Below are 24,283 nucleotides of genomic sequence, written 5' to 3'. Positions count from 1 at the left end.
ACCCCCTCGCCCGGCCCACTGTCCATCCGGCCGGGCCCGCGCCCTTCCGGTGGCCGGAGCCGCGGGCCCATCCCTGGCGGTTTGGCCCACTTGGCTCGGCCGTCCGGGCTGGTCGGCTGGGTCGGGCACGTCCCGCCCGGGCACGTCTTGGCCGGGTGGGGTGGGTCAGCGTTGGCGGAGGAGGTCTTCTTCGTGGACGTCGTAGGACTCGAGGCCGAGCACGTCCGCCAACCGCTTCTCCATGATCGGCATGACCTCCTCGACCACGATGCGGCGGCCGGTCTCGGCGGAGAGGGTGGAGACGCCGGCGCCCGGGATGCCGCACGGGTCGATGCGGTTGAACCAGCGCGGGTCGTTGGCGCAGTTGAGGGCGAAGCCGTGCATCGCCACCCCGCGCGTCACCCGGATGCCGACCGCGCCCAGCATGCGGTCCGGCAGGCCCAGGGCGGCGTCCCCGACCGCCCACACCCCGCCCCTGCGCGGCACGCGCCGCGCGCTGACCCCGAAGTCGGCGCAGACCAGCACCATGGCCTCTTCGAGCCGCCGCACGTAGTCGCCGGCGTCGGAGACCGCCACGATCGGGTACCCGACCAGCTGGCCGGGCCCATGCCAGGTGATCCGGCCGCCCCGGTCGACGTCGATGACCGGGGTGCCGTCGGCGGGGCGCTCGTGCGGGGCGGTGCGCTTGCCCGCGGTGTAGACGGGCGCGTGCTCCAGGATCAGGGCGGTGTCGCCCAGCTCTCCGGCGAGATGCTTCTCGTGCACCCAGCGCTGGAGGTTCCAGGCCTGCTCGTAGGGGACATCGACACCGAGCCGCACAATGGCCAAGGCGTGGCGCATGTGTCCATTGTGCCGTTCCCTCACCTATGAAGGGTAATTCAGGACGTCAGCAGCCGGGGCTCGATCCTGAACTCCTTCACGCCGCTGTCGCCGTCGTGCTCCAGGCGATACGCGTAGGCCCTGGGGTCGGCGGTGACCGCCTGGATGAACTCCGTGCCCACGTAATGCAGGGCGACGCCCTCGTCGGCGGCGTACCCACCGGGCAGTTCGCCGCCCGCCACCGAGGCCTGCAGCATCTCGCGGCGCTGCGGCTCGGAGTTGTAGTGCACGCCGCACGAGTAGGGGAGCAGGCCCATGCCTTCCGCCCACACGTGCAGGTCGGGGCCGAACGAGTCGGTGTTGCCGCCCACGTGCCAGCACAGCGCGCCCGCGCTCTGCCCGGACAGCACCACACCGGCCTGCCAGGCCTCCTCCAGCATCTCGTCGTAGCCGTGCAGCCGCCACAACGCCATCAGGTTGGCCACGCTGCCGCCGCTGACGTAGATCATGTCCTGGTCGAGCATCCAGGCCCGCGGGTCCTCCAGGTTGGGCATGGGGAACACCGTCAGGTGGCTCACCTCGACGTCCCAGTGGGAGAAGGCGCCGTACATCTTCAGCAACCAATCGGCGTCATCGCCCATCGCCGTGGCGAGGAGACCCAGCTTGGGACGGTCCTGCCCGGTGAGGTCGAGTCCGTAGCGCAGCAGCGGGCTGGCTTCGATGAAGCCGTGGCGCCGCGTCGCCCGGAACGATCCACCACCGATGGCAAGGATGTGTGACTGGCCGGTTCTGGTCATGACTGTGCTCCCCCACATCGTGTCGGACAGACTAGATTACGGCGGCCAGTGCCTGATCGAGACGCGTATGGATGAAGCCGTAGCCGCTGTCCACCAGCTTCTTCGGTACGATGCGGTGGCTCGGGAGCAGTGCTTCCTTGGCGAATTCGCCCAGCCCCAGCTCCAGCGCGAACCCCGGCACCCCGATCGGCATGGTCGGCCGCCGGAGCGCCCGCCCGAGAGTTTTCGTGAACTCCGCGTTGGTCAGGGGAGAAGGCCCCACAAGATTCACCGGTCCCGAGATTTCCCGATTTTCCAGGACATGGAGCACGGAACCTACCCAATCCTCCACGGCAATCCACGACCAGTACTGCCGCCCGGAACCGAGGGGAGCCCCCAGCCCCATCCGGAAGATCGGCAGCATGGGCCCGAGCGCCCCGCCCTTCCCGCTCAGCACCAGCCCCGTCCGAAGCTGCACGTTCCGCACCGGCGCCTCCCGGGCCGTCCCCTCCCAGGCCTCACACAGCCGGGCGAGAAACCCACGCCCGAGCGGCGCGCTCTCATCGATCACCCGATCCCCGGTATCCCCATAGAAATCCACCCCAGAGGCCGAAACCAGCACCTCGGGCAGCGCCGAGAGCCTCCCGATCGCCTCGACGAGCGTGGAGGTGCTACGAACCCGGCTCTCCACCAGCAGTCTCTTGTACGGCCCGCTCCACCGCTTGCCCGCGATCGAAGCCCCGGCCAGATGCACAACCGCACCAGCCCCTTCAAGCGCACCCGGATCGACAACCCCCGCACCCGGATCCCAGAAGGACTCATGCTCGGCCCGCACCGGGCGCCGCACCAACTGCCGCACCTCGTGCCCACGCTCCCGAAGCGCCCCCATCAACGCCGGCCCAAGCAGCCCAGAACCCCCGGTCACGGTGATCACCATGCCCCCACCCTACGCTCCACCCACCCCACGGCCCGGACAGGACAACCCCCAAAGAAACCGAGGCACGACAGCCACACCCGTCACGGCCCTGCCCTCCGAACACACGGCACGCAGGGCTGACGGGTGGGCGTGGCGCGCAGGGCTGACGGGTGCGGGCGTGGCGGGCAGGGTGGACGGGCGGGGTGTGGTGCGTGGAGGTGACCAGATGGCCGTGGTCCCCGGAGGGGCCCGAGGGGCTGTGTGGGGCCCGGCGGCGGGGGCGTGAGGTGGCGAGCGACGGGTGGCGGGCACGGGGGCGGCTGGCGGGGCTTGGGGCCGCAGGCCGTGGGTGTGTGGCGCCGCGCGGTGGGGTGTGGTGCGGTGGGGCTCGGCGCCCTTGTGCGGTGCTGAGCCGGGCCATGGTGTCCGGCCAAGCGTGCCTTGTGGCGGCGGGAACCCCGTCCGGCTGCCGGCCGCTCGGAAGAGGCCGCCCGCCCACGGCGGCGGTCGGTGGCCTGCTGGGCTTGCCGTAACGGAAAAGCGCCGGAAAGGACCGCACAGAGCCCAGCGTAGGAAAAGAGCAGGGCCGTCCGACGGATCGTCGGACGGCCCTGATGGCGAGCGGCTACGCCAGGCCGAGTTGGGCCTCGAAGCGGCCTTCTTCGAGGCGACGCTTGATCGTCGTCAGGAAGCGGGCCGCGTCCGCGCCGTCGACCAGGCGGTGGTCGTAGGTGAGCGCCAGGTACACCATCGAACGCACCGCGATGACCTCGCCCTCAAGCGTGTCCACCACCACGGGACGCTTGACGACCGCGCCGGTGCCCAGCATGCCGACCTGCGGCTGGTTGAGGATCGGCGTGTCGAACAGGGCGCCGCGGCTGCCGGTGTTCGTGAGCGTGAAGGTGCCGCCGGTGATCTCGTCGGGCGTCACCTGGTTGTTGCGGGTGCGCTCGGCGAGGTCGGTGACCTTGCGGGCCAGGCCTGCCAGGTTGAGGTCGCCGGCGTTCTTGACGACGGCGGCCAGCAGGCCGCGCTCGGTGTCCACCGCGACGCCGAGGTTCTCGACGTCGAAGTAGGTCACCTCGTTGGTCTCGTTGTTGATCGTGGCGTTGAGCTTCGGGTGCTGCTTGAGCGCCTCGACCGTGGCCATCGCGAAGAACGGGGTGAAGGTCAGCTTCACGCCCTCGCGGCGCAGGAAGTCGTCCTTCGCCTTGGCCCGCAGGCGGGCGATCTTCGTGACGTCCACCTCGACGACCGAGGTGAGCTGCGCCGCCGTCTGCAGCGACTCCACCATGCGCTTGGCGATCGTCTGACGCAGCCGCGTCATCTTCTCGGTACGGCCCCGCAGCGTCGTGTCCACCTCGACCGGCTCGGGCGAGGCGCTGACCGGAGCCGGAGCCTGCGCGGCGGCCGGAGCGGCAGCGGCAGGGGCGGCGGCGGCCGGAGCGGCGGGCTGCGCCGGCGCGGCGGGAGCAGCGGCGGGAGCGGGGGCGGCGGCCTCGCGCTGGGACTTGGCGGCCTCCAGCACGTCCTGCTTGCGGATGCGGCCACCCACACCGGTGCCCGAGATCGCCTCCAGGTCGACGCCGTGCTCGTTGGCCAGCTTGCGCACCAGCGGCGTCACGTACGGGCTCTCACCCGACGACGGCAGCGGAGCCTGGGCCTGCGCGGGCGCCGGAGCCGCAGCGGCGGGCTGCGCCGGAGCGGCGGGAGCAGGAGCCGGGGCGGCAGGGGCGGCCGGAGCCGGAGCGGCCGGAGCCTGGGCGACGGGCGCGGGCGCCGGAGCCGGGGTGGGCTCGGGCTGCGGGATCGAAGAGGCGGGGGCCGGCTCCGGCTGCGGCGCGGGGGCCTCCTCGGCCGGGGCCGCCGGGGCGCCCGCCTGGCCGTTCTCGTCGATGATCGCCAGCTCGGCGCCGACCTCGACGGTCTCGTCCTCAGCCACGACGATCTTGGTGATGACGCCCGCGGACGGCGACGGGATCTCGGTGTCGACCTTGTCGGTCGACACTTCGAGGAGCGGCTCGTCAGCCTCGACGCGCTCGCCCTCCTTCTTCAGCCAACGGGTTACCGTGCCCTCGGTGACGCTCTCGCCGAGCTGGGGCATCTGTACGGAGACCGGCATGGGTATGTCTTCCTCGAGTTCTTAGTTGTGGACGTGCAGGGGCTTGCCGGCCAGTGCCAGCATCGCCTCGCCCATGGCTTCTGACTGGGTGGGATGCGCGTGGATGAGCTGGGCGACCTCTGCTGGCAGCGCCTCCCAGTTGTAGATGAGCTGAGCTTCGGTGACGAGCTCGCCGATGCGGCGCCCGACCATGTGGACGCCCACGACCGGCCCGTCCTTCTGGGCGATCACCTTGACCGCCCCCGAGGTGCCGAGGATCTGGCTCTTGGGGTTGCCCGCGAGGTCGTAGACCTGCTCGACGATCTCGATGCCCCGGTCGGCGGCCTGCTTGGAGGTGATGCCGACGGAGGCGACCTCGGGGTCGGAGTAGGTGATCCGCGGCACGCCCGCGTAGTCGATGGGCGGCGGGTTGAGCCCGGCGATGTGCTCGGCCACCAGGATGCCCTCGGCGAAGCCCGCGTGGGCCAGTTGCGGGGTGTCGATCAGGTCGCCGATGGCGTAGACGCCGGGGACGGAGGTCCGGCAGTGCTGGTCGACCACGACGGCGCCGCGTTCGATCTGGACGCCCTGCTCCTCGAAGCCCATGCCGGCCGATACGGCGCCGCGGCCGACGGCCACGAGCAGCTGCTCGGCGTCGAGGGTCTTGCCGTTGGCGAGCGTCACCACCACGCCGGTGTCGGTGGTCTTGACGCCGTCGAAGAAGACGCCGAGCTCGTACTTGATGCCGCGGCGGCGGAAGGCCCGCTCCAGCAGCTTGGAGCTGGACTCCTCCTCGGTGGGCAGCAGGTGCGGCAGCGCCTCGACGATGGTCACCTCGGCGCCGAACGAGCGGTAGACGCTGGCCAGCTCGACGCCGATGACGCCGCCGCCCAGCACGACGATCGAGCTCGGCACGCGCTCCATCGTCAGCGTGTGCTCGCTGGTGATGACGCGCTCGCCGTCGATCCGCAGACCGGGCAGCGACTTGGGCGCCGACCCCGTGGCGAGTACGACGGCGCGGCCCTCGTAGACCTCGGAGCCGACCTGGACGCTGTTGGCGCCGGCCAGGCGCCCTTCGCCCTCGACGACCGTCACACCGGCCGACTTCAGCAGGCCCTGCACGCCCTTCCAGGCACGCGTGACGATCTTGTCTTTGAAGGCGTGGACGCCGGGCACGTCGATGCCCTCGAAGCGCGCCTTGACGCCGAAGGACTCGCTCTCGCGGGTCTCGTCGGCGACCTCCGCGGAGTGCAGGAGGGCCTTGGTGGGGATGCAACCCCGGTGCAGGCAGGTGCCGCCGATCTTGTCTCGTTCGATCAGGGCGACCGACTTGCCCAACTCGGCCGCCCGGAGCGCGCAGGCGTAACCGCCGCTGCCGCCACCTAGGACGACGATGTCGTAGGCCACAGGAAGGCTCCTTGTCGGGATCGTGATGCCGTCATCTTTTCATTTGTTTCAGGCGCTCGCGTGCCGCTCTGCGAGTCCGATGAGGGTCCGGGTGATGGCGCCGGTCCCGCCCTTGGGGGTGTAACCGTGCGGCTCGCCCTTGTTGAAGGCGGGTCCGGCCATGTCGATGTGCGCCCACTTGACGCCGTCGGGCACGAACTCCTTCAGGAAGATTCCCGCGGCCAGCATGCTGCCCCAGCGTTCCGGCTGGAGGTTGGCGATGTCGGCGATGGGGGAGTCGAGGCCCTTGCGCAGTTCCTCGGGCAGCGGCATGCCCCAGGCGCCCTCGCCGACGGAGCCGGCCACGTCGACGACCAGTTCGCGCAGGTCGTCGTCATTGGCCATGACGCCGGCGGTGCGCCAGCCGAGCGCGACGATCTGGGCGCCGGTCAGCGTGGCCACGTCCACGATGAGGTCGGGCTCGTCCTCGGCGGCGCGGGCGATGCCGTCCATGAGGACCAGGCGGCCCTCGGCGTCGGTGTCGAGCACCTCGACGGTCTTGCCGCTGTAGCTGTGGATGATGTCGGAGGGGCGCTGGGCGGTGCCGCTGGGCATGTTCTCGGCGAGGCAGAGGTAGCCGACCGCGTTGACCTTGAGGCCCAGCTTGGCGATGCCGAGCAGGGCGCCGAGGACCGCGCCCGCGCCGCCCATGTCGGATTTCATCCAGTCCATGGAGGCGGAGGGCTTGAGGTTGAGGCCGCCGGTGTCGAACGTGATGCCCTTGCCGACGAAGGCCAGCGTCTTGGCGGCGTCGGCGTGGCTGTAGGACAGGCGTACCAGGCGGGGCGGGTTGACCGAGCCCTGGCCGACGGCGACGAGGCCGCCGAAGCCGCCGTTCTTGAGCTGGACCTCGTCGAGCACCTCGACGTTCAGCCCGGCCTTGCCGCCTTCTTCCTCGGCGATCTCGGCGAAGCGCGCGGGGAACAGGTCGGAGGGCGGGGTGTTGACGAGGTCGCGCACCAGCGTCACGGACTCGGCCAGGACGCCGGCGCGCTCGGCGGCGCCCGCGGTCTCGGCGGCCAGCACGGTCAGCTCGGCGACCGGGTTCTTCTGCTCGCCGTTGGTGCGGTAGCGGGCGAAGGAGTAGGCGCCCAGCAGCCCGCCGAGCGCGACGGCCTCGGGCTCGCCGCCGAGCGCGAGCGCGGCGCGCGTGGTTCCGGCCAGCGATCGTACGGCGGCGCCCGCCGCCCGCCGCAGCGCCTCGGCGTCGGGGTCCTCGCCCAGCCCGATGGCGACCAGGAGCGGCGCGGTGATGGCGCCGAACGCCGGGATCTTGGCCAGTTCGCCGGCCTTGCCGGTGAAGCCCACCGCGGTGAGCGAGGCGGTCAGCTTCCCGCCGAACGCGGCGTCGAGCCCTTCGGCGACGGGGCGCGGGCCCTCAGCGCCGGGGTGGAAACCGACGATCAGTGCGTCGGTGTCGAACGAGACGGGATCTGCTGAGTTCAGCCGCACAGTGGTCACGTAAACCGATGCTATCCGCGCTTTCAGTGTACCCACAAACAGGGGTTCATCCCATGAATCGTGGGTACGCATCATCAAGTGAATGGTGCTAGTGTCATTAGCACCATGTTGCTCACTCTCGACCTCAACGACGCCCGCCCCCTGCACGAGCAGGTGGCCGGCGCGATCAGGCGCGCCATCGGCGACGGCTCCTACGCCCCCGGCGACCGGCTGCCGTCCGCCCGCGACCTGGCCGACGTGCTCGGCATCAACGCCAACACCGTGCTGCGCGCCCTGCGCGACCTGCGCGACGAGGGGTTGCTCGAGTTCAGGAGAGGGCGTGGCATCAGCGTGGCCGGCCAGGCGGACGGCCGGGCACTGCTCGTACAGCGCGCCCGCGAGCTGCTGGAAGAGGCCAGACGATACGGCTACCGCCGTGACGACCTCATCGCGATTTTGGAGGAACTGCCATGACAACCCGGATCTTCGGCGCGGTGTGGGGGATGATCATCACCGCCGTGCTCGTCACGGTGCCCCTCTCCTTCCGGGACCGCCTGCCGGATCCGCTCGCCACCCACTGGTCCGACCGGGCCGACGGATACTCGTCGTTCACCGAGTTCATGCTGACGTCCACCCTGGTGTGGGTGGTGACGTGGGCGGTGATGCTGGGCATGGCCGTACACGGCCGGATGCTGCGCCGCCGCCTCAGCCGCGGCTACTGGTGGGGTTTCCTGGTCGGGGTCGGCCTGTTCGCCGCGGGCATCTCGCTGACCACCGTCTACGCCAACTTCGACCGGCCCGTCTGGGCCGAGGCCGAGCTGCCGGGCTGGGTCGTGCTGGCCGTCGTCGTGGCGGCCGTGAGCGGCGGGCTGGCCGCGGGCTTCCTCGGCAGGGGCGAGCCCGACCAGCCGCCGCCCGCCGGTGAGGCGCCGCCCAAGCTGCGCCTGCGCGCCGGCCAGCGCTCGGTGTGGGTGAGCCGGGTCAGCAACCCCTGGCTGCTGGCCCTGACCGTGGCCGGCGGGGCGGTGTTCATCGTGGCCGCCGGCGTGGCCTTCATCGGCGCCACTCCCGGCATGGCCTGGGGATCGCTGTTGTTCGCCAGCGCGTTGGTGTTCGTGTCCGGCCTGTTCACCAGCGCCGCCATCGTGCGGGTCACCGACGACGGGCTGGCGCTGGGCTTCGGCCCGTTCGGGTGGCCGGTGCGGCGGATCCGGCTGTCGAAGATCGAGAAGGCGTGGTCGGAGGTGCGCTACCCGAGCCAGGTCGGCGGCTGGGGCATCCGCGGGGTGCCCGGCATGGCCGCGATCATGCTGCGCGGCGGCGACTGCCTCGTCCTGCGCTACCACTCCGGCGGCCAGCTGCTCATCAGCGTCGACGACGCCCGGCGCGGCGCCTCGCTGATCAACGCCCTGATCGAGGAGAGGGTGGCGTGATGGCGCTCTTCCTGGTGGTCGCGTTCGGGCTGGCATGGGCGTTCTGCCTGCCGTTGTGGCTCGGCGACGGGCTGGCCTCGCCCGCGTTCATGATCTGCGCCACGGCGCTCATGTTCACGCCCTCGCTGGGTGTGCTGGCGGTGTGGGCCAGGACCCGCACGCCGTTCCGTCAATGGGCGCGCGAGAACGGCCTCACGTTCGGCCCCGACCGCCGCCGCACGCTCCTGCTCATGGCCGCCGCCTGGATCGGCACGCCGCTGGTGGTCGCGCTCTGCCTCGCCCTGAGCGCGGCGCTGGGGCTGGTCTCGCTGGACCTGGGCGGGCTCAGCCTGTTCAAGCAGGGCATGGAGGCGGCGGGCGTCCCGGTGCCCGCCGAGGCGAGCGGCCTGCTGATCGCGCAGATCGTGTTCGCGGTGGTGGCCACGCCGCTGCTCAACGCGCTGCCCGTCCTCGGCGAGGAACTGGGCTGGCGGGGATGGCTGCTGCCGCGCCTGGTGGCCGCGCGCGGGGTGCTGGGCGGGTTGCTGCTGTCCGGGGTGATCTGGGGCGTGTGGCACTTCCCTGTCACCTTGCTCGGCTACAACTACCCGGCGCTGGGTCCGTGGGCGGGGCCGTACTTCGTCGTCACCTGCGTCCTGCTCGGGGTGGTGATGGGCTGGCTGCGGCTGCGCACCGGCAGCGTGTGGCCCGCCGTGGTGGCGCACGGCGCGCTCAACGGCGTCACGGGCACGTCCCTCCTGCTGGGCGATGCCGCCGCCCCGCCCAACCCGGCCGTCATCGGCGTCACCGGCCTCGTGGGCTGGGTGGTCCTCGCCCTGCTGGGCGTGGCCCTCCTCAAGCTCTATCCGGTACGGCCCGCCGAACCGGCCACCACCTGAAACCCCCGGCCGCTCAGGCGAGCAGGGCGCAGGTGACCAGGGCGGCGGTCGTGGCCGTCTCCACCAGGGCGCCGAGAACATCACCGGTGATCCCGCCCAGCCGCCGCCTCGCGTGCCCGAGCAGGGCCATGGCCGCCGCCAGCCCCGCCACGACGGCCAGGGGCAGCGGCAGCCAGCCGTGATCTGGCCGGGCAGCGGGCGAGAGCAGGAAGCCGGTGGCCAGGGCGAGGGCCAAGGCCAGGGTGGCGACGGTGGCGGTCCAGCGGGCGGCGGGTCGTACCGTGGCGGCGACCATGGCGCCCAGGCCGTCGGGGCGGGCGGCAGGGACGCCCGCCCGGCAGGCCCACGTGAGCGCCAGCCGCCCCGTCGCACAGGCCGTGACCAGGGACGCCGCCCCCAGCCACGCGGGCAGGCCGGACAGGGCGGCGGCCTGGATGAGCAGGGTGACGACCAGCGTCAGCACCCCGAAGGGCCCGATGTCCGACTTTTTCATGATGTCGAGGGCCTGAGGCGCGGGCTTGCCGCTGCCCAGCCCGTCGGCGAGGTCGGCCAGGCCGTCCAGGTGCAGGCCCCGGGTGAGGACGGCGAGCAGCCCCAGCGACAACGCGGCGGCCAGGAGCGGCGGCGCCGGCGACACCAGCGGCAGCAGCAACGGTACCGCCGCCACCACACCCAGGGCCAGCCCGGCCAGGGGCGCCAGCGCCATCGCCCGCCCGGCCACCTCCCGGTCCACCCGGGAGACCCGCACCGGGAAGATCGACAGCGTGCCGATCGCGAACCTCAGCCCGTCCACGGTCAGAACAGCTCGTCGATCAGCCGGTAGTAGGCCAGCTTGGCCTCGTCGGGCGCCTCCAGCCCATAGGCGGACAGGAAGGCGGCCACGGCCCGCGGCCCGAAGTCGCCGCTCAGGTCCCGCAGCGCGATGGCCAGATCCCGGTAGCGGTCGGCCACGCCCAGCCGCGCCAGGTCGATGAGCACGCCGTTCGCCATGACGTTGGACGGGGTGAAGTCGCCGTGCGCCACGACCAGGTCCTCCCCCTCCGGCCGCTCGGCCAGAAGCCGCTCGTAGACCTGCATGGGCGTGCGGCCGAGGTTGTCGTCGTCGAAGTCGCCGGCGTCCACCCGCCCCTCGACGACGTTACGCCGCGCCTGGGCGAGCAGCACGTCCAGCCGCCCGTCGAAAGGACACTCCGTCACGGGTACGGCATGCAATGCCCGCAACGCCCCGCCCATGGCCGCGCCGACGCCCGGATCATCGGTTCCCTCGCCGGCGGCCAGCGTCTCCACCCCGATGTCGGCGGTGACCAGCACGTCGCCCTCGAACGCCGTCACCTCCGCCACCCCCGCCCACTCCCGCAGCCACACCAGCCGCGCGTGCTCGGCCACCGCCTCAGGCCCACGGCGGACGAAGGATGAGCCCGCACGGGCGAGCGACCCGCTGGCGCCGTCGTGGTCGAGGTCCCACTCGGGCTCCGCACCCAGAAGGGCGGCGACGGAGGGCGGCAACGGCACCGCGAGCCCCTCCACATCCACCTCCGCGAACAGCTCCGCCTCCGGCACCCCGCCGAACTCCCGGCCCGGCTCCGGCGCTCGGCCGACCTCCAGGCCCGGCTCCGGCATCCCGCCGACCTCCCGGCCCGGCTCCGGCGCGTGGCCGGACTCCCGGCGTGGATCGGGAACCTCGCCGGACCGCCGGCGAAGCTCCGGCGTCTCGGCGGACCGCCGGCGGAGCTTCTGCGCCTCGTCAAGTGCCTGCCTGGCCGCCTCGGGGCGCCCCTGCCCGGCCAAGGTCCAGCCCAGGTACAGCAGCGGCAGGGCGGCCATCTCGGGAGCCTGCGCCCCGGCCAGCTCCAGCGCCATCCGGCAGATCAGCTCCGAGCCCGGCAGGTCGCCGCAGTGCCGGTACACATCCGCGAGGCCGACCCGGGCGGCGATCACCTGCTCCGGCGACCCGGCCAGCTCCACCGCGCGCCGCAGGTGCCCGGCCGCCCGCTCGTACTCGCCCAGCGCCAGCAGCGCCACACCCAGCGCCCGCAGCGACTCATGATCGGCGGCCCCTTCGACCGGCGCCCGCTCCACCAGCGCGCGGAGTTTCGGGCGGTCCGCAACGGCCAGCCGCCGCCGCGCGTCGTAGGTGATCAGTTGGCGGACCTTGTCACTCAGCATGATTTAGGACGTTATCGTGGCCGGATGCACGTGCTGGAACTCGAAGGTGTCGGTGTCCGTGTCGTCGGCAAGACTCTGCTGTCCTCGATCGACTGGCGGGTCGAATTCGGCGAGCACTGGGTCGTACTCGGCCCCAACGGCGCGGGGAAGACCACCCTGTTGTCGCTGGCCTCGGCCGTACGCCACCCGACCGAGGGGTCGGTCCACGTGCTCGGCCACCGCCTCGGCCGGGTGGACCTGCGCGAGCTGCGCCGCCACATCGGCCTCGTCGCCGCCAGCCAGCGGCTCGTGGACGAGAGCCTGATGGAGGACGAGGACGCCACCGCGCTCACCGTGGTCCTCACCGGGCACACCGGGACCAGCGTCCCGCTGTGGGACAAGCTGGGCGAGGCCGAGCGCGAGCGCGCCCTGCGCCTGCTGGCCGACCTCGGCTGCAAGGACCTGGCCGACCGGGAGTTCCGCGTCTGCTCACAGGGGGAGCGGGCGCGGGTGCGCATCGCCAGGGCGCTCATGGCCGACCCGGCCGTCCTGCTGCTCGACGAGCCGGCCGCAGGCCTCGACCTGCCCGCCCGCGAGGACCTCATCTCCGCGATCGAGGACCTGGCCGCCACCCGCCCCGTCCTCACCACGGTCACGGTCACCCACCACCTGGAGGAGGTGCCGGCCACGACCACGCACGCGATGCTCATGAAGGACGCCCGCGTCCTCGCCGCCGGCCCGGTCGACGCGGTCCTGACCCCGGACAACCTCTCGGACTGCTTCGGCCGCCCGCTACACGCCGACCGCCTCGACGGCCGCTGGTACGCCCGCGCCGTCCGCCCCTGACAGCAACAACTCGGTCAGCCTGTCCACGTACGGCCGCGCCGCCCCGCCTCGCCGCCGGGAGGTGGCCACCCCGATGAACCGCGACGGGCTGGGCGCCTCCAGCGCGAGCGCGACCAGATCGGCAGTCCTGTTCAGGGCGATCTCCGGGACGAGCGCCACCCCGACGCCCGCCGACACGAGCGACTGCGCGAAGAGGTAGTCGGTGGCGCTGCACGAGACCCGCAGCTCGAACCCGGCCAGCGCCGCGTAGTGCCGCAGCAGGTCCAGGGTCTTGAGGCAGCCGAGCACCCAGCGTTCCCCACTCAGCTCGCCCAGGGCGACCCGCTCCCGCCCGGCCAGACGGTGCCCGCGCGGCAGGACCACGCGCAGGGGATCGCGGGCCAGCGGCGTCCAGTCGAGTCCCGAGCGGTCGCCGGGCCGGGCGGGCGGCAGGCCGTCGAAGTGGTAGCCGAGCGCCAGGTCGGCCCGGCCCGCGCGGACCAGCGGGAGCGAGTCCTCGGGCTCGCGTTCGAGGATGGTGAGCTCCACCTCGGGGTGTTCGGCCACGAACGTGGCCAGCGCCTTGGGCATCACCGCCCGGCCGCCGCTGGTGAACGCGGCCACGGTCAGCTGGGCGCGCTCGGCCGACAGGCGGTCGATGCGCTCCTGGGCGTCGCTCAGCTCGGCGGCGATGGCGTCGGCCGCCTCCACGAGCATGCGGCCGGGTTCGGTGAGCGTCACTCCCCGGGTGCTGCGCTCGACCACGGCGATGCCGAGCCCGCGTTCGAGCGCGGCGATCTGCTGCGAGACCGCCGACGGCGTGAAGCGCAGGGCGCCGGCGGCGCGGTTGAAGCTGCCGTGCCTGGCCACCTCGCGCAGGATGCTCAGCCGGTGAACGTCGATCAACAGTTCTCCTAATGACCGATTGAGTAGGTCGTGACTACCGCTGTCGACTATACGGTCGGCATGCTGGCCGCATGAACGAGATCTGCGTCATCGGCGGCAGCCGCTACTTCGGCCGGCGGCTGGTCGAGAACCTGCGCGACCACGGAGCTCGCGTCACCGTCGTCAACCGGGGCTCGTCCGCGCCGCCCGAGGGGGTCACCCACCTGCGCGCCGACCGGGGTGACGAGGAGGGGATGCGGCTGGCGCTGGCCGGCCGTACCTTCGACGCCGTCGTGGACCAGGTCTGCTACACCCCGGGGCACGCCGCCGTCGCCCGCCGGGTCTTCGAGGGCAGGACCCGGCGGTACGTGATGACCTCCACGGTCGAGGTCTACGCCGATCTCGGCGGCGGCGGGCCGTACCGGGAGGACGCGCTCGACCTCACGGCGGGGACCATCCGTGCGGACCCGCCCCCGAGCGGGGAGCTCACCTACGGCGAGGGCAAGCGGCTGGCCGAGGCGGTGCTGGCGCGGCCGGCGGAGTTCGTGTTCGCGTCCGTGCGGACCGCCCACGTGCTCGGCGGAGCCGACTTCACCGGGCGGCTCGAGCACTACGTGCGGCGGGTGGACGCGGGGCTGCCCGTCGGGATCTGCGCCGACCCGCGTCCCGCCTCCTTCATCGAGGAGCGTGAGATCGCCGCCTTCCTGGCCTGGGCCGCGCTCGGTGACTTCGGCGGGCCGGTCAACGCCTGCTCCCACGGCACGCTCGACGTCAGGCGGCTGTGCGAGGCGATCGGGCGGCCGCTCTACACGCGCGGGGAGTCGCCGTACTCCTTCGAGCGCGACTACACCATGGACAACGGCCGGGCCACGGCACTCGGCTTCACGTTCTCGGACGTCGGCGACTGGCTGCCCGGCGTCGTGGAGGAGGCACGCGCATGCGTCTGATCGGAGCGGTCAAGGCCGGGGCGGTGGGGTTCGGGGCGATGCCGTTGTCCATCGAGGGGCGGCCGGAGGAGGCGCGGGCGGTGGCCACCGTCCACGCGGCGCTGGACGCCGGGGTCACGCTCATCGACACCGCCGACTCCTACCACTGGCACGCGGGCGAGACCGGGCACAACGAGCGGCTCATCGCGCGGGCCCTGGCCGCCTACGGGCCCGCCGACGTGCTCGTGGCCACCAAGGGCGGGCGCGGGCGGCCGGGAGACGGCTCGTGGACCGTCGACGGCGACCCCCGCCACCTGCGCCGGGCCTGCGAGGCGTCGTTGCGGCGGCTGGGGGTGGAGGCGATCGGCCTCTACCAGTTGCACAAGCCCGACCCGGCGGTGCCGTTCGCGGAGTCCGTCGGGGCGCTGCGCGACCTGCTGGACGAGGGGAAGATCCGCATGGCCGGGATCTCCAACGTGGACACCGGCCAGATCCGGCAGGCCGCCGCCATCCTCGGGGGACGGCTGGCCTCGGTACAGAACCGCTTCTCGCCCGCGGCGCCGGAGGGGATCAGAGAGCTGCGGCTGTGCGCGGAGCTGGGCATCGCGTTCCTGCCCTGGAGCCCGCTGGGCGGCATCTCGCGCAGCGCGCTGGAAGCCGGCGCCGCCGCCCCGGGGCCCGGCGCCTTCCACGAGGTCGCCGCCGAGCGCGGGGTCAGCCCGCAACGGGTCTGCCTGGCCTGGCACCTCGCGCTCGCGCCGAACGTGATCCCCATCCCCGGCGCCACCCGGCCCGCCTCCATCAGAGACTCGGCCGCCGCCGCCGACCTGGTGCTGACCGCCGGCGAGCTGGCCCGCCTGCCGTGATCACAGGGGCAGCGGCCGCCCGGCGACCACCAGCGCCACGTACTCGGACTCGGCCGCCAGCCGTTCGTTGAGCTTGCCCAGGACGTCGCGGAAGGCCCGCCCGCTCGCGGTCGCGGGCACCACGCCCAGGCCCACCTCGTCCGAGACGGCCACGATCGCGACCGGCGTCCGCCGCCACGCCTCGACCAGCTCGTCGCAGCGCCGCCGGACCGGCTCACGCGGGCCCTCCCAGGCCCCGTGCTCGTCGAACACCGCCGCCACCCACGTCCCCAGCCCGTCCACCAGCAGCGGCGTGGTGGCCGCCGCGATGGTCCCGGCCAGGTCCGTGGTCTCGGCGGTCGCCCAGTGCGCGGGCCGCCGCTCCCGGTGCGCGCGCACCCGCGCCGCCCACTCGCCGTCACCGGCCCCCGACGGCCCGGTCGCCACGTACGTCACGTGCGGCTCGGCCGCCAGCCGCAGCTCGGCCTCGGCCGACTTGCCCGACCGCGACCCGCCCAGCAGCAGCGTCCTGCGCGGGTGCGGGACCCGCGCGGGGCCGGGCAGGTCAAGGACCGTTCCATCCGGTACGGCCCGCGCCCCCCACAACTCCAGCCGCCTGCCCAGCTCTTCCTCCGAGCGCACCCGGTGATCGAGCCCGACGGCCACGACCTGCGCGCCCTCGGCGACCATCCCGGCCCGGCGCAGTTCCCCGAGCCGCTCCGGCCGGCCGAGCAGATCGAGCAGCACCACGTCGTACGGCCCGCCCGCCGCACCATCCGGCACCACGTCGTACGGCCCACCCGCCGCACCAACCGGCAGCGCGGCGTCCGGCTCGAACAGCAGCCGCGCCCCTCCGAGCAGGTGCGAGCCCGGTGACAGGGGCCGGCCGTCCACGAGCACCTCGGCGGGCCGCCGGTGGCCGCCGGGCAGGGTCAGGCAGGAGGCGCACGGGCAGCCGGGTTCCGGGTGGCCGTGCGGCCCGGCCGTACCTGAGAGCACGATCTTCACTGTCCGGAGCCTAGCGCCGGACAGGCCGGTGTCAGGAGCGGGTGGCGTCAGGAGTGGGTGCTGTGTGCGGCGGGTCTGGCGCGGCGGCGGGTCGCGACGAGGGCGCCGCCCGCCAGCAGGACCAGGACGCCGGCGCCACCGAGGATCAGCGGCAGCGGCGGCCCGCCGGAGGAGGACGCGCCGGCGGGCGCCGAGGCCTCCGTGCCGCCCTTCTCCTGCGCGGGGTAGCCGTTGACCGCCACGACCCGCCCCTGGGCGTCCACGCGCGCCCTGGCGGCCTGGGCGAGCAGTTGCGCGGCGGTCGCCTCCGCGGCGCCCCGCACACAGGTGCGGATCGGCGCGAGAGGACGCTCGCCCGGGTAGGCGTCGTTGTCGGCGTCGCCGAAGTCCACGAGCACGGCCACGCGCTTGCCGTCGCCGCCGGCCTGCTGCCCGCACACGGCGGTGAAGCCGGCCAGTTCCCCGCTGGGCGGCTCGGCGGCGGTGCCGTCGGGGGAGGCGGCGAAGCGCCAGCCGACCACGTCGCCGTCGGAGGGCACGTCAGCGGGCGCGGCCGCCAGCCAGGCGGTGCCGTCGCTCACCCAGACGCTCCAGATGCGCACGGCGTTCGGATCGGGCGCCCCCGGCACGGGACCGCCGGGAGAAACCGGCGAAGTGGCGAGGGCGGGAACGGTGAGGAGCGTCAGCGCCGCCGCCGCACTTCCCGCGGCAACACGAATTCTGCGCAGCATCGAATGACCTCCAGCTGGGGAGTAGGGTTCCATAACCGTCGGAGGGTGCACCGGCGAACCCGCGGAAAAAGGAGCGTATGGCATGACATGGCGGTGGCGTTATGAAAATGCAAATGGTGGTGAGGTAACCGACCGCCCATTGCCGCGAGAAGTCTTTCCGAGCCAGGCCGATGCCGAGTCCTGGCTCGGGGAAAACTACCGTGAGCTGCTCGAAGCCGGTGTCGAACAAGTTGCGTTGCTGGAAGAGGACCGCGTCGAATACACGGGAATGGCATTGCGCACGGAGTAACGAAAAACCCCTTGAGTGACTCAAGGGGTTTTTGTTTTTCGCCGGGACGACGTCAAAAGACGTCAGGGGCGCTTCTCCGGGCTGACCGTCTTGGCCGGGTCGCGCTCCACGATCGGGCCCAGCGCGTCGTCGATGCGCTTCAGCACTTCCGCGTCGAGCTTGACGCCGACGGCCTTCACGTTGTCGCGTACCTGCTCGGGGCGGGTGGCGCCGACGATGGCGCTGGCCACGTTCGGGTTCTGCAGGACCCAGGCGACGGCGAGCTGGGCCATGGTGAGGCCCAGGTCGGCGGCGATCGGCTTGAGCTCCTGCACGCGGGTGAGCACGTCGTCCTCGAGGAAGCGGGAGATGAACCCGGCCCCCGACTCGGAGGTGGCGCGCGAGCCCGCGGGCGGCGGCTGACCGGGCAGGTACTTGCCGCTCAGCACGCCCTGGGCGATCGGCGACCAGACGATCTGGCTGACGCCTTCCTTCTCGCTCAGCGGCACGACCTCCGTCTCGATGACCCGCCACAGCGCCGAGTACTGCGGCTGGTTCGACACGATCCGGTCGAAGCCCATCTCGTCGGCGATCTTCAACGCCTCCGCGATCTGGCCGGCGGTCCACTCGCTGACGCCCACGTACAGGACCTTGCCCTGGCGTACCAGGTCGTCGAAGGTCTTGAGCGTCTCCTCCAGCGGCGTCTCGTTGTCGAAGCGGTGCGCCTGGTAGAGGTCGACGTAGTCGGTCTGCAGGCGGCGCAGCGAGCCGTGGATGGACTCGGTGATGTGCTTGCGGGACAGGCCGCGGTCGTTCGGCCCGGGGCCGGTGGGCCAGTAGACCTTGGTGAAGATCTCGAGCGACTCCCTGCGCACTCCCTTGAGCGCCCGTCCGACGACCTCCTCGGCCTTCGTGCCCGCGTAGACGTCGGCGGTGTCGAAGGTGGTGATGCCCTCGTCGAGCGCAGCCCGCACGCACAGCTTGGCGGCGTCCTCCTCGACCTGTGAGCCGTGGGTGATCCAGTTGCCGTAGCTGATCTCGCTGACCAGGAGACCGCTGCGGCCGAGGTGACGGAATTCCATACGTCCGACCTTAGGCGCTCTGGGCGGGGCGCCCCACCACGGGGCCGTCCGGGCGGGGATTTCGGGATAGGGTGCCCGGCGTGCTGAAGCTCGTGCGGGTCGCGCTGACGGCCGCGATTCTGGTCGCACTGGGGGTACGGCTGCGCCGCCGCGCCCGGAGACCGAGCCCGGTGCCCCCTCCCGCTCCCCGGCCGGTGGAGGTACGGGAGAAGACGGGCATGTGGCTCGCCTGGGCGGTCATCGCGGCGGTGGTCGCGGTGACCCTGGCCGTGGCGCTGACACCCGACTACGACCGGGAGCAGGCCGAACTGACCCTGGCCCTGAACGCGCACGAGCAGGCGCGACCGGCCGGGACGCCCCCCGGCCCGGAGACGACGCCGTCCCTCGCGGAGGCCACGCCGTCACCCGCGGAGGCCACGCCGCAGGCGCTCGCCGGGCCGGCCACGTGCACCCCCGCCAGGCGCCCGGTGGCGGTCCGGCCCATCGACGCGGCCGTGAAGCGGCAGGTCACCAGGGAATGGCGCAGGATCGAGCGCTGGCTCAAGGCGAACGCGCCCACCACCTACCGCACGCTCGGCGGACCGGGCAGGGCGCGCACGATCGCGGTCGCCGAGTCCCAGATGGGCGTGGACTTCCCCGACGACCTGCGAGCCTCCCTGCTGCGCCACAACGGCGGCAACAACGACGTGCTGTCCGGCGGCCTCGACCTGACGATCAGGCAGATTCGCGACACCTGGCGCGGGCGGTGCCTTGTGGACGGGGAGTGGTGGCAGGCTCCCCGGATGATCCCGTTCCAGTACCGCGGCGAAAAGCGCTGGGGTGTGGTTGACGCCGCGTCGGGCGCGGTGGCCTGGGACGACGAGACCACGGTCGCGGGCGTGGAAGAACCGCCCGCCTCCTTCACCCTCCTGCTGCGCACCACCGCGGACGTGCTGGAGCGCGGTGGTGGCCTCTCGGGCTGGATGCCACGGGTGAAGGCCGGGGTGCTCCAGTGGGTGCCGGAGTTCTGACCGCGCCGCCGTACCGGAAAAAGATCTCCTACTTCTTGGGCGGGACGGGCTTGCCGCCGGGAAGAAGCTGGGGCGGCGGGAAGCGCAGCTTGCGGATCTGCAGCGCCCGCATCGCGGCGTAGAACCCGACGCCCTTCATGGGCTCGTTCGGGAACTTGGCCGCCGCCTCCTTCTTGACCTTCCAGGAGACGTACACCGACGTGAACAGCACGCCGACCATCATGATCGGCCAGCCCGTCAGCATCACCCAGTAAAGGACGACCTCCCGCTGGCCGGCCGGCCAGGGAATCCAGGTCAGCAGCAGGATGAGCAGGGAGAACGGCAGGAAGTACTGGCTGGGCAGGCGGCGCGAGTCGACCCAGTCACGGGCGAACTTGCGCGCGGGCCCCCGGTCACGGACCGGGAAGTACTTCTCGTCTCCGGCCAGCATGCCCTTTCTGGCACGGTCGCGCTCGGCGGCCTGTTTCGCCCGCGCGGCGCGGTAGGCCTCCTTGCGGTCCTTCGGCGCGGAGACCGGCTGGCGCCTTCTGCCTTCGGCATCCCGGCGCTTGGGTGTGGGACGACCCTTACCCTGGGGTTTAGGATCGTCAGCGGGGACGGGGGTGTCGTCCACGGAGGTCTGGGAACGGCGTCGCAACACGTCGTCAACCCTACCTGTACTGCAACTTAGTGACGCCCTCGTGCGTTATGCGTAGGGTAATCCCAAGGCGGCTGCGCTGCAGTGGGTGACCAACAGCACGACCTAAGAAGGGGACGGCCGACGCGCATGAGCGTGATGAAGAGACTTTCGATGATCTTCAAGTCCAAGGCCAACAAGGCCCTGGACAAAATGGAGGATCCACGCGAGACCCTCGACTATTCGTACCAGCGCCAGCTTGAGCTGCTGCAGAAGGTACGCAGGGGCGTGGCCGACGTCGCCACCTCCCGTAAGCGGGTCGAGCTGCAGATCAATGGACTGGAGCAGCAATCCAGGAAGCTGGAGGACCAGGGCCGCAAGGCGCTGTCCGTGGGCCGTGAGGACCTCGCGCGTGAGGCGCTGAGCCGTCGCTCCGGTCTGCAGACGCAGATCGCCGATCTGCGTATCCAGCACGACAACCTTCAGGGCGAGGAGGAGAAGCTCACCACGGCCTCCCAGCGCCTGCAGGCCAAGGTCGACTCCTTCCGCACGAAGAAGGAGACGATCAAGGCGACCTACACGGCCGCCGAGGCGCAGACGCGCATCAACGAGGCTTTCTCCGGCATCTCCGAGGAGATGGGCGACGTCGGCCTGGCGATTCAGCGTGCCGAGGACAAGACCGCGCAGATGCAGGCGCGGGCGGGGGCGATCGACGAACTGCTGGCCAGCGGCGCGCTCGACGACTTCAGCGGCACCCGTGGCGACGACATCCAGAACGAGCTCGACCGGATGGGCGGCGGCATGGACGTCGAGCTGGAGCTGGCTCGCATGAAGGCCGAGCTCGGCCAGGGCCCGGCGCCGCAGGGCTCGATCGAGCAGGGGCAGCCGCAGCAGGCCCAGCAGCCTCAGCCGCAGGCCCAGCCGCAGCAGCAGCCCCAGACCCAGCAGCTTCCCAGGCAGGGGGACGGAGCATGATCGTACGGATCATGGGCGAGGGTCAGGTGGAGATCTCCGCCGACGACATCGCCGTCCTGAACCAGCTGGACAGCGAGCTCGAGTCGGCCATCGAGGCCGACGACGAGGAGAACTTCCGGGTACGGCTGCACGCCCTGCTCGACAAGGTGCGCCACGTGGGCAAGGCGCTTTCCGACGACAGCCTTGAGCCGTCAGAGCTGATCCTTCCCCCCGCGGACGCCTCGATCGAGGAAGTCCGGGAGATGCTGGGCGACCAGGGCTTGATCCCTGGTTAACCCGTGCGCACGCGGTTCGCGTCCGACAGCGGCCTGACTCGCCGCATGGTCGTGACGATGTTCCTGCTCGGGTTGCTTTACGTCGCTTTCGTCGGCGTTCTCATCGCCTTGGGGGTGAGGGCGCTGACCGTGTTGGTCATCGCCGGTGTCATGCTGTTCGCGCAGTACTTCCTGTCCGACCGGATCGCCTTGTTCGCGATGGGCGGGCGGGAAGTATCGCCGCAGGAGGCGCCCGAGCTGCACGGCCTGATCGACCGGCTGTGCGCGCTGGCCGACATGCCCAAACCGCGCGTGGCCATCGCCGACTCCGACGTGCCGAACGCCTTCGCCACCGGCCGTAACCAGAAAAAGGCCGTGATCTGCGTCACGACCGGCCTGCTGCGCCGCCTTGAGCCGCAGGAGCTCGAAGGAGTGCTGGCCCACGAACTCTCGCACGTCGCCCACCGCGACGTCGCGGTGATGACGATCGCCTCGTTCCTCGGCATCGTGGCCGGGCTGATGACCCGCTTCGCCCTCTACGCCGGCCTCGGCGGGCGCGGCCGTGAGGACCGGGGCGGCCTGCCCATCGGCCTGATCATCCTGCTCGTCTCCATCCTCGTCTACGCGGTCAGCTTCCTGCTGACCAGAGCGCTGTCGCGCTACCGCGAGCTGGCGGCCGACCGTGCCGGGGCCCTGCTCACGCAGCGGCCGAGCGCGCTGGCCAGCGCCCTGACCAAGGTGAGCGGGGAGATGGCCAGGATCCCGACCCGCGACCTGCGCGCGGCGGAGCCGTTCAACGCCTTCTACTTCGCCCCGGCGCTGTCGAAGGGGGAGTCGCTGGCGAACCTGTTCGCCACGCACCCGCCGCTTCAGAAGCGCCTGGACAACCTGGCCAAGATTTCGGCGGAGCTGGGCCGATGAAGTGGCTCGACTCCCTGCTGGGCCGGACGAAGGCCGTCAAACCCAACCTCGACGCGCTGTTCGCGCTGCCGTCGGCCGCGGTGACGCTGCAGGCCGCCACCGGGCTGGCGCCGACCGGGCTCGGCTCGGTGAGCTTCCGCGCGGCCGAGGGCGGCGCGTTCGCCACGCTGGAGAGCGACGTGCGCGCGCTGCTGGGCGAGCGCGTCGAGCGCTCCACCGACGCCTACGGCTACACCTGGCTCCTGGTACGGCGGGCTCCGTCCGACCTCAGCGACCTGGTCACCGAACTCCACGCGGTGAACTCCTCGCTGGAGGGCGCCGGGTTCGGCCCGTCGCTGCTGTGCTCGCTGGTGTCCTTCGCCGACCCGGCAGACCGCCGCATGGCCGTGGTCTACCTCTACAAGCGCGGCACCTTCTACCCGTTCGCCCCGCAGCCGGGCGAGCGCCGCGACAACGCGCTCGAACTCCAGGCCAGGGGCGCGCTGGCCGGTGAACTGCCGATCGAGGAGGATCTGTCGCGCTGGTTCCCGGTCTGGGGCGCGCCCGGTCTCTGAGACGGTGCCCCGGAGCGCCGGAATTGTCACGCAGAGTGATCTAATGGCGACGTGGAGCGTCGTCTGATCATGGTCTCGGCCTGTGCCTTCTTCGTCGCGGGCGTGGTGTACAGCGCCTGGGTGCCGGGCCAGTTCGCCAGCCCGGCGGTCGACCCGGCCGAGGGCTACCTCAGCGAACTGGCCGCCCGCGACCAGCCCTGGTCGCGGCTGTTCCGGCTGGCCGACGTGCTGGCCGGGCTGGCCGTCGTGGTCGGCGTCGCGCTCGCGCCCAGGGCGCCCGCCGCGTGGGGCGGCTGGCTGGCCCTGGCGCTGTTCGGCGTGTTCACGATCGCCGACGGCGCGCTGCCGCTGGACTGCGCGGTCGTCAGCGATCCGGCGTGCGAGCGCGGCCCGCTGTCGCTGCCGCACCACCTCCACACGCTCACCAGCACGCTCGCCTCCGTCGCCGTCCTGGCCGCGATGGTGGAGCTGGCCAGGAACTGGCGTACGCGCACCGCCGTCCTCCTGGCCGGCGCGTACGTGCTGGTCAGCGTGCTCACGCTGGTCGCGGTCACCGCCGCCCACCTCATCGGGGTGGCACAGCGCTTCCAGGTCCTGGTGATCGCGCTCTGGCTGGTGTACGTGGCCGCGCGCCTGCTGGCCGCGCCCCAGCCCGTGCGGGACGAGAGCCGCCCGCACGTGGTCGAGGACGGCCGCGGCCCCGCCGTCCTGGTGGCCGCCGGGATGGGCGGCGCCTGGTTCCATTGGGACGCCGTGGCCGCCGGGCTCGCCTCCGCGCACCGCGTGATCCGCTTCGACCGCCCCGGACTCGGCCGCAGCCCCGCCCCCCAGACCCCGCCCACCCTGTACGGCGAGGCCGCCCGCCTGGCCGCGCTGGCCCCCTCCCACCCCGAGAAGGTGGCGGTGATCGCCCATTCGGTGGCCGCCTGGCACGCCGAGGCCTTCGCCCGCCTGCACCCGCTGCGCGTCTCCCGCGTGGTCCTGGTGGACCCGAGCTGCCGCACGAAGCCCGGCCGCGGCACCTCGGCCCCCGGCAGGGCGCTGGGCCGCTGGCTGCCGGCCTTCGGCGGGACGTGGGCCGCCGCGGCGCTGGCGCGCTGCTTCGGTCCGCTGGCGCACCGGCTGGCCGGTGGCGGGCCCGACCGGGCGGGCGTCTACCGCGAGGGCAAGGTGCTGGCGGCGGTCGCGGGGGAGTGGCTGGCCTACCGGGACATGGCCGCCGAGCTGGAGCTGATCCGGCGGGAGCATCCCTATCCGCGGGTGCCGACGCTGGTGATCACGGCCGGGCGTACCGACGGCTGCCAGGAGCGGCTGGCCGACGCGCTCGGCGCGGACCTGTTGCGGCTGCCGCGGGTGGGGCACCAGGTCCAGCTTGACGCTCCCGAGGCCATCACCAGGTCATTTAACGGAAAGTAGCCGGGTATATCCG

The 24,283-nt window shown here is 72.3% G+C and carries 26 protein-coding genes; 13 read left to right on the top strand and 13 right to left on the bottom strand.

Annotation, left to right across the window (positions count from 1 at the left end; all coding sequences use genetic code 11):
• Nucleotides 1-165: 165 nt before the first annotated feature.
• From lipB to ACFWYW_RS07665, 6 genes are all read right to left on the bottom strand, one after another.
• Nucleotides 166-840, bottom strand: coding sequence for a lipoyl(octanoyl) transferase LipB (gene lipB / locus ACFWYW_RS07690; RefSeq protein WP_379611562.1), 675 nt, complete (start codon nucleotides 838-840; stop codon nucleotides 166-168).
• Between the two features lie 38 nt (nucleotides 841-878).
• On the bottom strand, nucleotides 879-1,616 hold the full coding sequence (locus tag ACFWYW_RS07685) for a Type 1 glutamine amidotransferase-like domain-containing protein (RefSeq protein WP_379611563.1): 738 nt from the start codon (nucleotides 1,614-1,616) through the stop codon (nucleotides 879-881).
• A 31-nt stretch (nucleotides 1,617-1,647) separates the two neighbouring features.
• A complete protein-coding gene (locus tag ACFWYW_RS07680; protein ID WP_379611565.1) occupies nucleotides 1,648-2,532 on the bottom strand; it encodes a TIGR01777 family oxidoreductase in 885 nt (294 codons plus the stop codon).
• Nucleotides 2,533-3,136: 604 nt separating this feature from the next.
• Nucleotides 3,137-4,633 (bottom strand): 2-oxo acid dehydrogenase subunit E2, encoded by a 1,497-nt coding sequence (locus ACFWYW_RS07675; RefSeq protein ID WP_379611566.1) that lies wholly within the window; start codon nucleotides 4,631-4,633, stop codon nucleotides 3,137-3,139.
• A 21-nt stretch (nucleotides 4,634-4,654) separates the two neighbouring features.
• Nucleotides 4,655-6,019 (bottom strand): dihydrolipoyl dehydrogenase, encoded by a 1,365-nt coding sequence (lpdA, locus tag ACFWYW_RS07670; protein WP_379611567.1) that lies wholly within the window; start codon nucleotides 6,017-6,019, stop codon nucleotides 4,655-4,657.
• Nucleotides 6,020-6,067: 48 nt separating this feature from the next.
• Nucleotides 6,068-7,519 (bottom strand): leucyl aminopeptidase, encoded by a 1,452-nt coding sequence (locus ACFWYW_RS07665; RefSeq protein ID WP_379611568.1) that lies wholly within the window; start codon nucleotides 7,517-7,519, stop codon nucleotides 6,068-6,070.
• 105 nt (nucleotides 7,520-7,624) lie between these two features.
• Here ACFWYW_RS07665 and ACFWYW_RS07660 point away from each other — a divergent pair, with 105 nt between their 5' ends.
• The 3 genes from ACFWYW_RS07660 to ACFWYW_RS07650 are packed head-to-tail and all read left to right on the top strand — an operon-like array spanning nucleotide 7,625 to nucleotide 9,809.
• On the top strand, nucleotides 7,625-7,972 hold the full coding sequence (locus tag ACFWYW_RS07660; RefSeq protein ID WP_379611569.1) for a GntR family transcriptional regulator: 348 nt from the start codon (nucleotides 7,625-7,627) through the stop codon (nucleotides 7,970-7,972).
• Nucleotides 7,969-8,931: a hypothetical protein gene (locus ACFWYW_RS07655; RefSeq protein WP_379611570.1), complete on the top strand. Its 963-nt coding sequence runs from the start codon at nucleotides 7,969-7,971 to the stop codon at nucleotides 8,929-8,931. The genes ACFWYW_RS07660 and ACFWYW_RS07655 overlap by 4 nt, the downstream gene beginning before the upstream one ends.
• Nucleotides 8,931-9,809 carry a CPBP family intramembrane glutamic endopeptidase gene (locus ACFWYW_RS07650; protein WP_379611731.1) on the top strand — a complete coding sequence of 293 codons (879 nt, stop codon included), beginning with the start codon at nucleotides 8,931-8,933 and terminating at the stop codon, nucleotides 9,807-9,809. The genes ACFWYW_RS07655 and ACFWYW_RS07650 overlap by 1 nt, the downstream gene beginning before the upstream one ends.
• Before the next feature lie 13 nt (nucleotides 9,810-9,822).
• On the opposite strand, the gene ACFWYW_RS07645 is transcribed toward ACFWYW_RS07650, so the two are convergent.
• Together ACFWYW_RS07645 and ACFWYW_RS07640 are read right to left on the bottom strand one after the other, a co-directional pair.
• Complete coding sequence (locus tag ACFWYW_RS07645) at nucleotides 9,823-10,602, bottom strand: adenosylcobinamide-GDP ribazoletransferase (protein ID WP_379611571.1); 780 nt, start codon at nucleotides 10,600-10,602, stop codon at nucleotides 9,823-9,825.
• A gap of 2 nt (nucleotides 10,603-10,604) precedes the next feature.
• Nucleotides 10,605-11,975, bottom strand: a complete 1,371-nt coding sequence (locus ACFWYW_RS07640) for a phosphotransferase (RefSeq protein WP_379611572.1) — start codon at nucleotides 11,973-11,975, stop codon at nucleotides 10,605-10,607.
• Nucleotides 11,976-11,999: 24 nt separating this feature from the next.
• Here ACFWYW_RS07640 and ACFWYW_RS07635 point away from each other — a divergent pair, with 24 nt between their 5' ends.
• On the top strand, nucleotides 12,000-12,800 hold the full coding sequence (locus ACFWYW_RS07635) for an ABC transporter ATP-binding protein (RefSeq protein WP_379611573.1): 801 nt from the start codon (nucleotides 12,000-12,002) through the stop codon (nucleotides 12,798-12,800).
• Here ACFWYW_RS07635 and ACFWYW_RS07630 read toward each other — a convergent pair.
• Nucleotides 12,747-13,685 (bottom strand): LysR family transcriptional regulator, encoded by a 939-nt coding sequence (locus tag ACFWYW_RS07630; RefSeq protein WP_379640928.1) that lies wholly within the window; start codon nucleotides 13,683-13,685, stop codon nucleotides 12,747-12,749. The genes ACFWYW_RS07635 and ACFWYW_RS07630 overlap by 54 nt on opposite strands.
• Before the next feature lie 71 nt (nucleotides 13,686-13,756).
• Here ACFWYW_RS07630 and ACFWYW_RS07625 point away from each other — a divergent pair, with 71 nt between their 5' ends.
• Together ACFWYW_RS07625 and ACFWYW_RS07620 are read left to right on the top strand one after the other, a co-directional pair.
• Nucleotides 13,757-14,611, top strand: a complete 855-nt coding sequence (locus tag ACFWYW_RS07625; protein ID WP_379611575.1) for an NAD-dependent epimerase/dehydratase family protein — start codon at nucleotides 13,757-13,759, stop codon at nucleotides 14,609-14,611.
• On the top strand, nucleotides 14,602-15,456 hold the full coding sequence (locus ACFWYW_RS07620) for an aldo/keto reductase (RefSeq protein WP_379611576.1): 855 nt from the start codon (nucleotides 14,602-14,604) through the stop codon (nucleotides 15,454-15,456). Before ACFWYW_RS07625 ends, ACFWYW_RS07620 begins: the two co-directional genes overlap by 10 nt.
• Here the strand turns inward: ACFWYW_RS07620 and ACFWYW_RS07615 are convergent, their stop codons facing one another.
• On the bottom strand, nucleotides 15,457-16,443 hold the full coding sequence (locus tag ACFWYW_RS07615; RefSeq protein WP_379611577.1) for a bifunctional adenosylcobinamide kinase/adenosylcobinamide-phosphate guanylyltransferase: 987 nt from the start codon (nucleotides 16,441-16,443) through the stop codon (nucleotides 15,457-15,459).
• A 47-nt stretch (nucleotides 16,444-16,490) separates the two neighbouring features.
• The gene (locus tag ACFWYW_RS07610; protein ID WP_379611579.1) at nucleotides 16,491-17,174 is read right to left on the bottom strand and encodes an SCO2322 family protein; all 684 of its coding nucleotides are present in this window, start codon (nucleotides 17,172-17,174) and stop codon (nucleotides 16,491-16,493) included.
• Between the two features lie 82 nt (nucleotides 17,175-17,256).
• Here ACFWYW_RS07610 and ACFWYW_RS07605 point away from each other — a divergent pair, with 82 nt between their 5' ends.
• On the top strand, nucleotides 17,257-17,463 hold the full coding sequence (locus ACFWYW_RS07605) for a hypothetical protein (protein WP_379611580.1): 207 nt from the start codon (nucleotides 17,257-17,259) through the stop codon (nucleotides 17,461-17,463).
• 62 nt (nucleotides 17,464-17,525) lie between these two features.
• Here the strand turns inward: ACFWYW_RS07605 and ACFWYW_RS07600 are convergent, their stop codons facing one another.
• Nucleotides 17,526-18,524, bottom strand: coding sequence for an aldo/keto reductase family protein (locus ACFWYW_RS07600; RefSeq protein ID WP_379611581.1), 999 nt, complete (start codon nucleotides 18,522-18,524; stop codon nucleotides 17,526-17,528).
• A gap of 80 nt (nucleotides 18,525-18,604) precedes the next feature.
• On the opposite strand from ACFWYW_RS07600, the gene ACFWYW_RS07595 reads away from it, so the two are divergent.
• Complete coding sequence (locus ACFWYW_RS07595) at nucleotides 18,605-19,534, top strand: SMI1/KNR4 family protein (RefSeq protein ID WP_379611582.1); 930 nt, start codon at nucleotides 18,605-18,607, stop codon at nucleotides 19,532-19,534.
• 28 nt (nucleotides 19,535-19,562) lie between these two features.
• Here the strand turns inward: ACFWYW_RS07595 and ACFWYW_RS07590 are convergent, their stop codons facing one another.
• The gene (locus tag ACFWYW_RS07590; protein ID WP_379611583.1) at nucleotides 19,563-20,174 is read right to left on the bottom strand and encodes a DUF3043 domain-containing protein; all 612 of its coding nucleotides are present in this window, start codon (nucleotides 20,172-20,174) and stop codon (nucleotides 19,563-19,565) included.
• Between the two features lie 126 nt (nucleotides 20,175-20,300).
• Here ACFWYW_RS07590 and ACFWYW_RS07585 point away from each other — a divergent pair, with 126 nt between their 5' ends.
• The 5 genes from ACFWYW_RS07585 to ACFWYW_RS07565 are packed head-to-tail and all read left to right on the top strand — an operon-like array spanning nucleotide 20,301 to nucleotide 24,270.
• Nucleotides 20,301-21,125: a PspA/IM30 family protein gene (locus ACFWYW_RS07585; protein WP_379611584.1), complete on the top strand. Its 825-nt coding sequence runs from the start codon at nucleotides 20,301-20,303 to the stop codon at nucleotides 21,123-21,125.
• Entirely contained in the window at nucleotides 21,122-21,400 is a 279-nt protein-coding gene (locus ACFWYW_RS07580) for a hypothetical protein (RefSeq protein ID WP_379611585.1), read from the top strand. Before ACFWYW_RS07585 ends, ACFWYW_RS07580 begins: the two co-directional genes overlap by 4 nt.
• Before the next feature lie 3 nt (nucleotides 21,401-21,403).
• Nucleotides 21,404-22,300 carry a zinc metalloprotease HtpX gene (htpX, locus tag ACFWYW_RS07575; protein ID WP_379611586.1) on the top strand — a complete coding sequence of 299 codons (897 nt, stop codon included), beginning with the start codon at nucleotides 21,404-21,406 and terminating at the stop codon, nucleotides 22,298-22,300.
• A complete protein-coding gene (locus ACFWYW_RS07570; RefSeq protein ID WP_379611588.1) occupies nucleotides 22,297-22,854 on the top strand; it encodes a hypothetical protein in 558 nt (185 codons plus the stop codon). Before htpX ends, ACFWYW_RS07570 begins: the two co-directional genes overlap by 4 nt.
• A gap of 51 nt (nucleotides 22,855-22,905) precedes the next feature.
• Complete coding sequence (locus ACFWYW_RS07565; RefSeq protein ID WP_379611589.1) at nucleotides 22,906-24,270, top strand: alpha/beta fold hydrolase; 1,365 nt, start codon at nucleotides 22,906-22,908, stop codon at nucleotides 24,268-24,270.
• Nucleotides 24,271-24,283: the final 13 nt, after the last annotated feature.

Source organism: Nonomuraea sp. NPDC059023 (assembly GCF_042740095.1).
GTDB lineage: Bacteria > Actinomycetota > Actinomycetes > Streptosporangiales > Streptosporangiaceae > Nonomuraea.
This window is presented reverse-complemented; position numbering and strand designations above follow the sequence as displayed.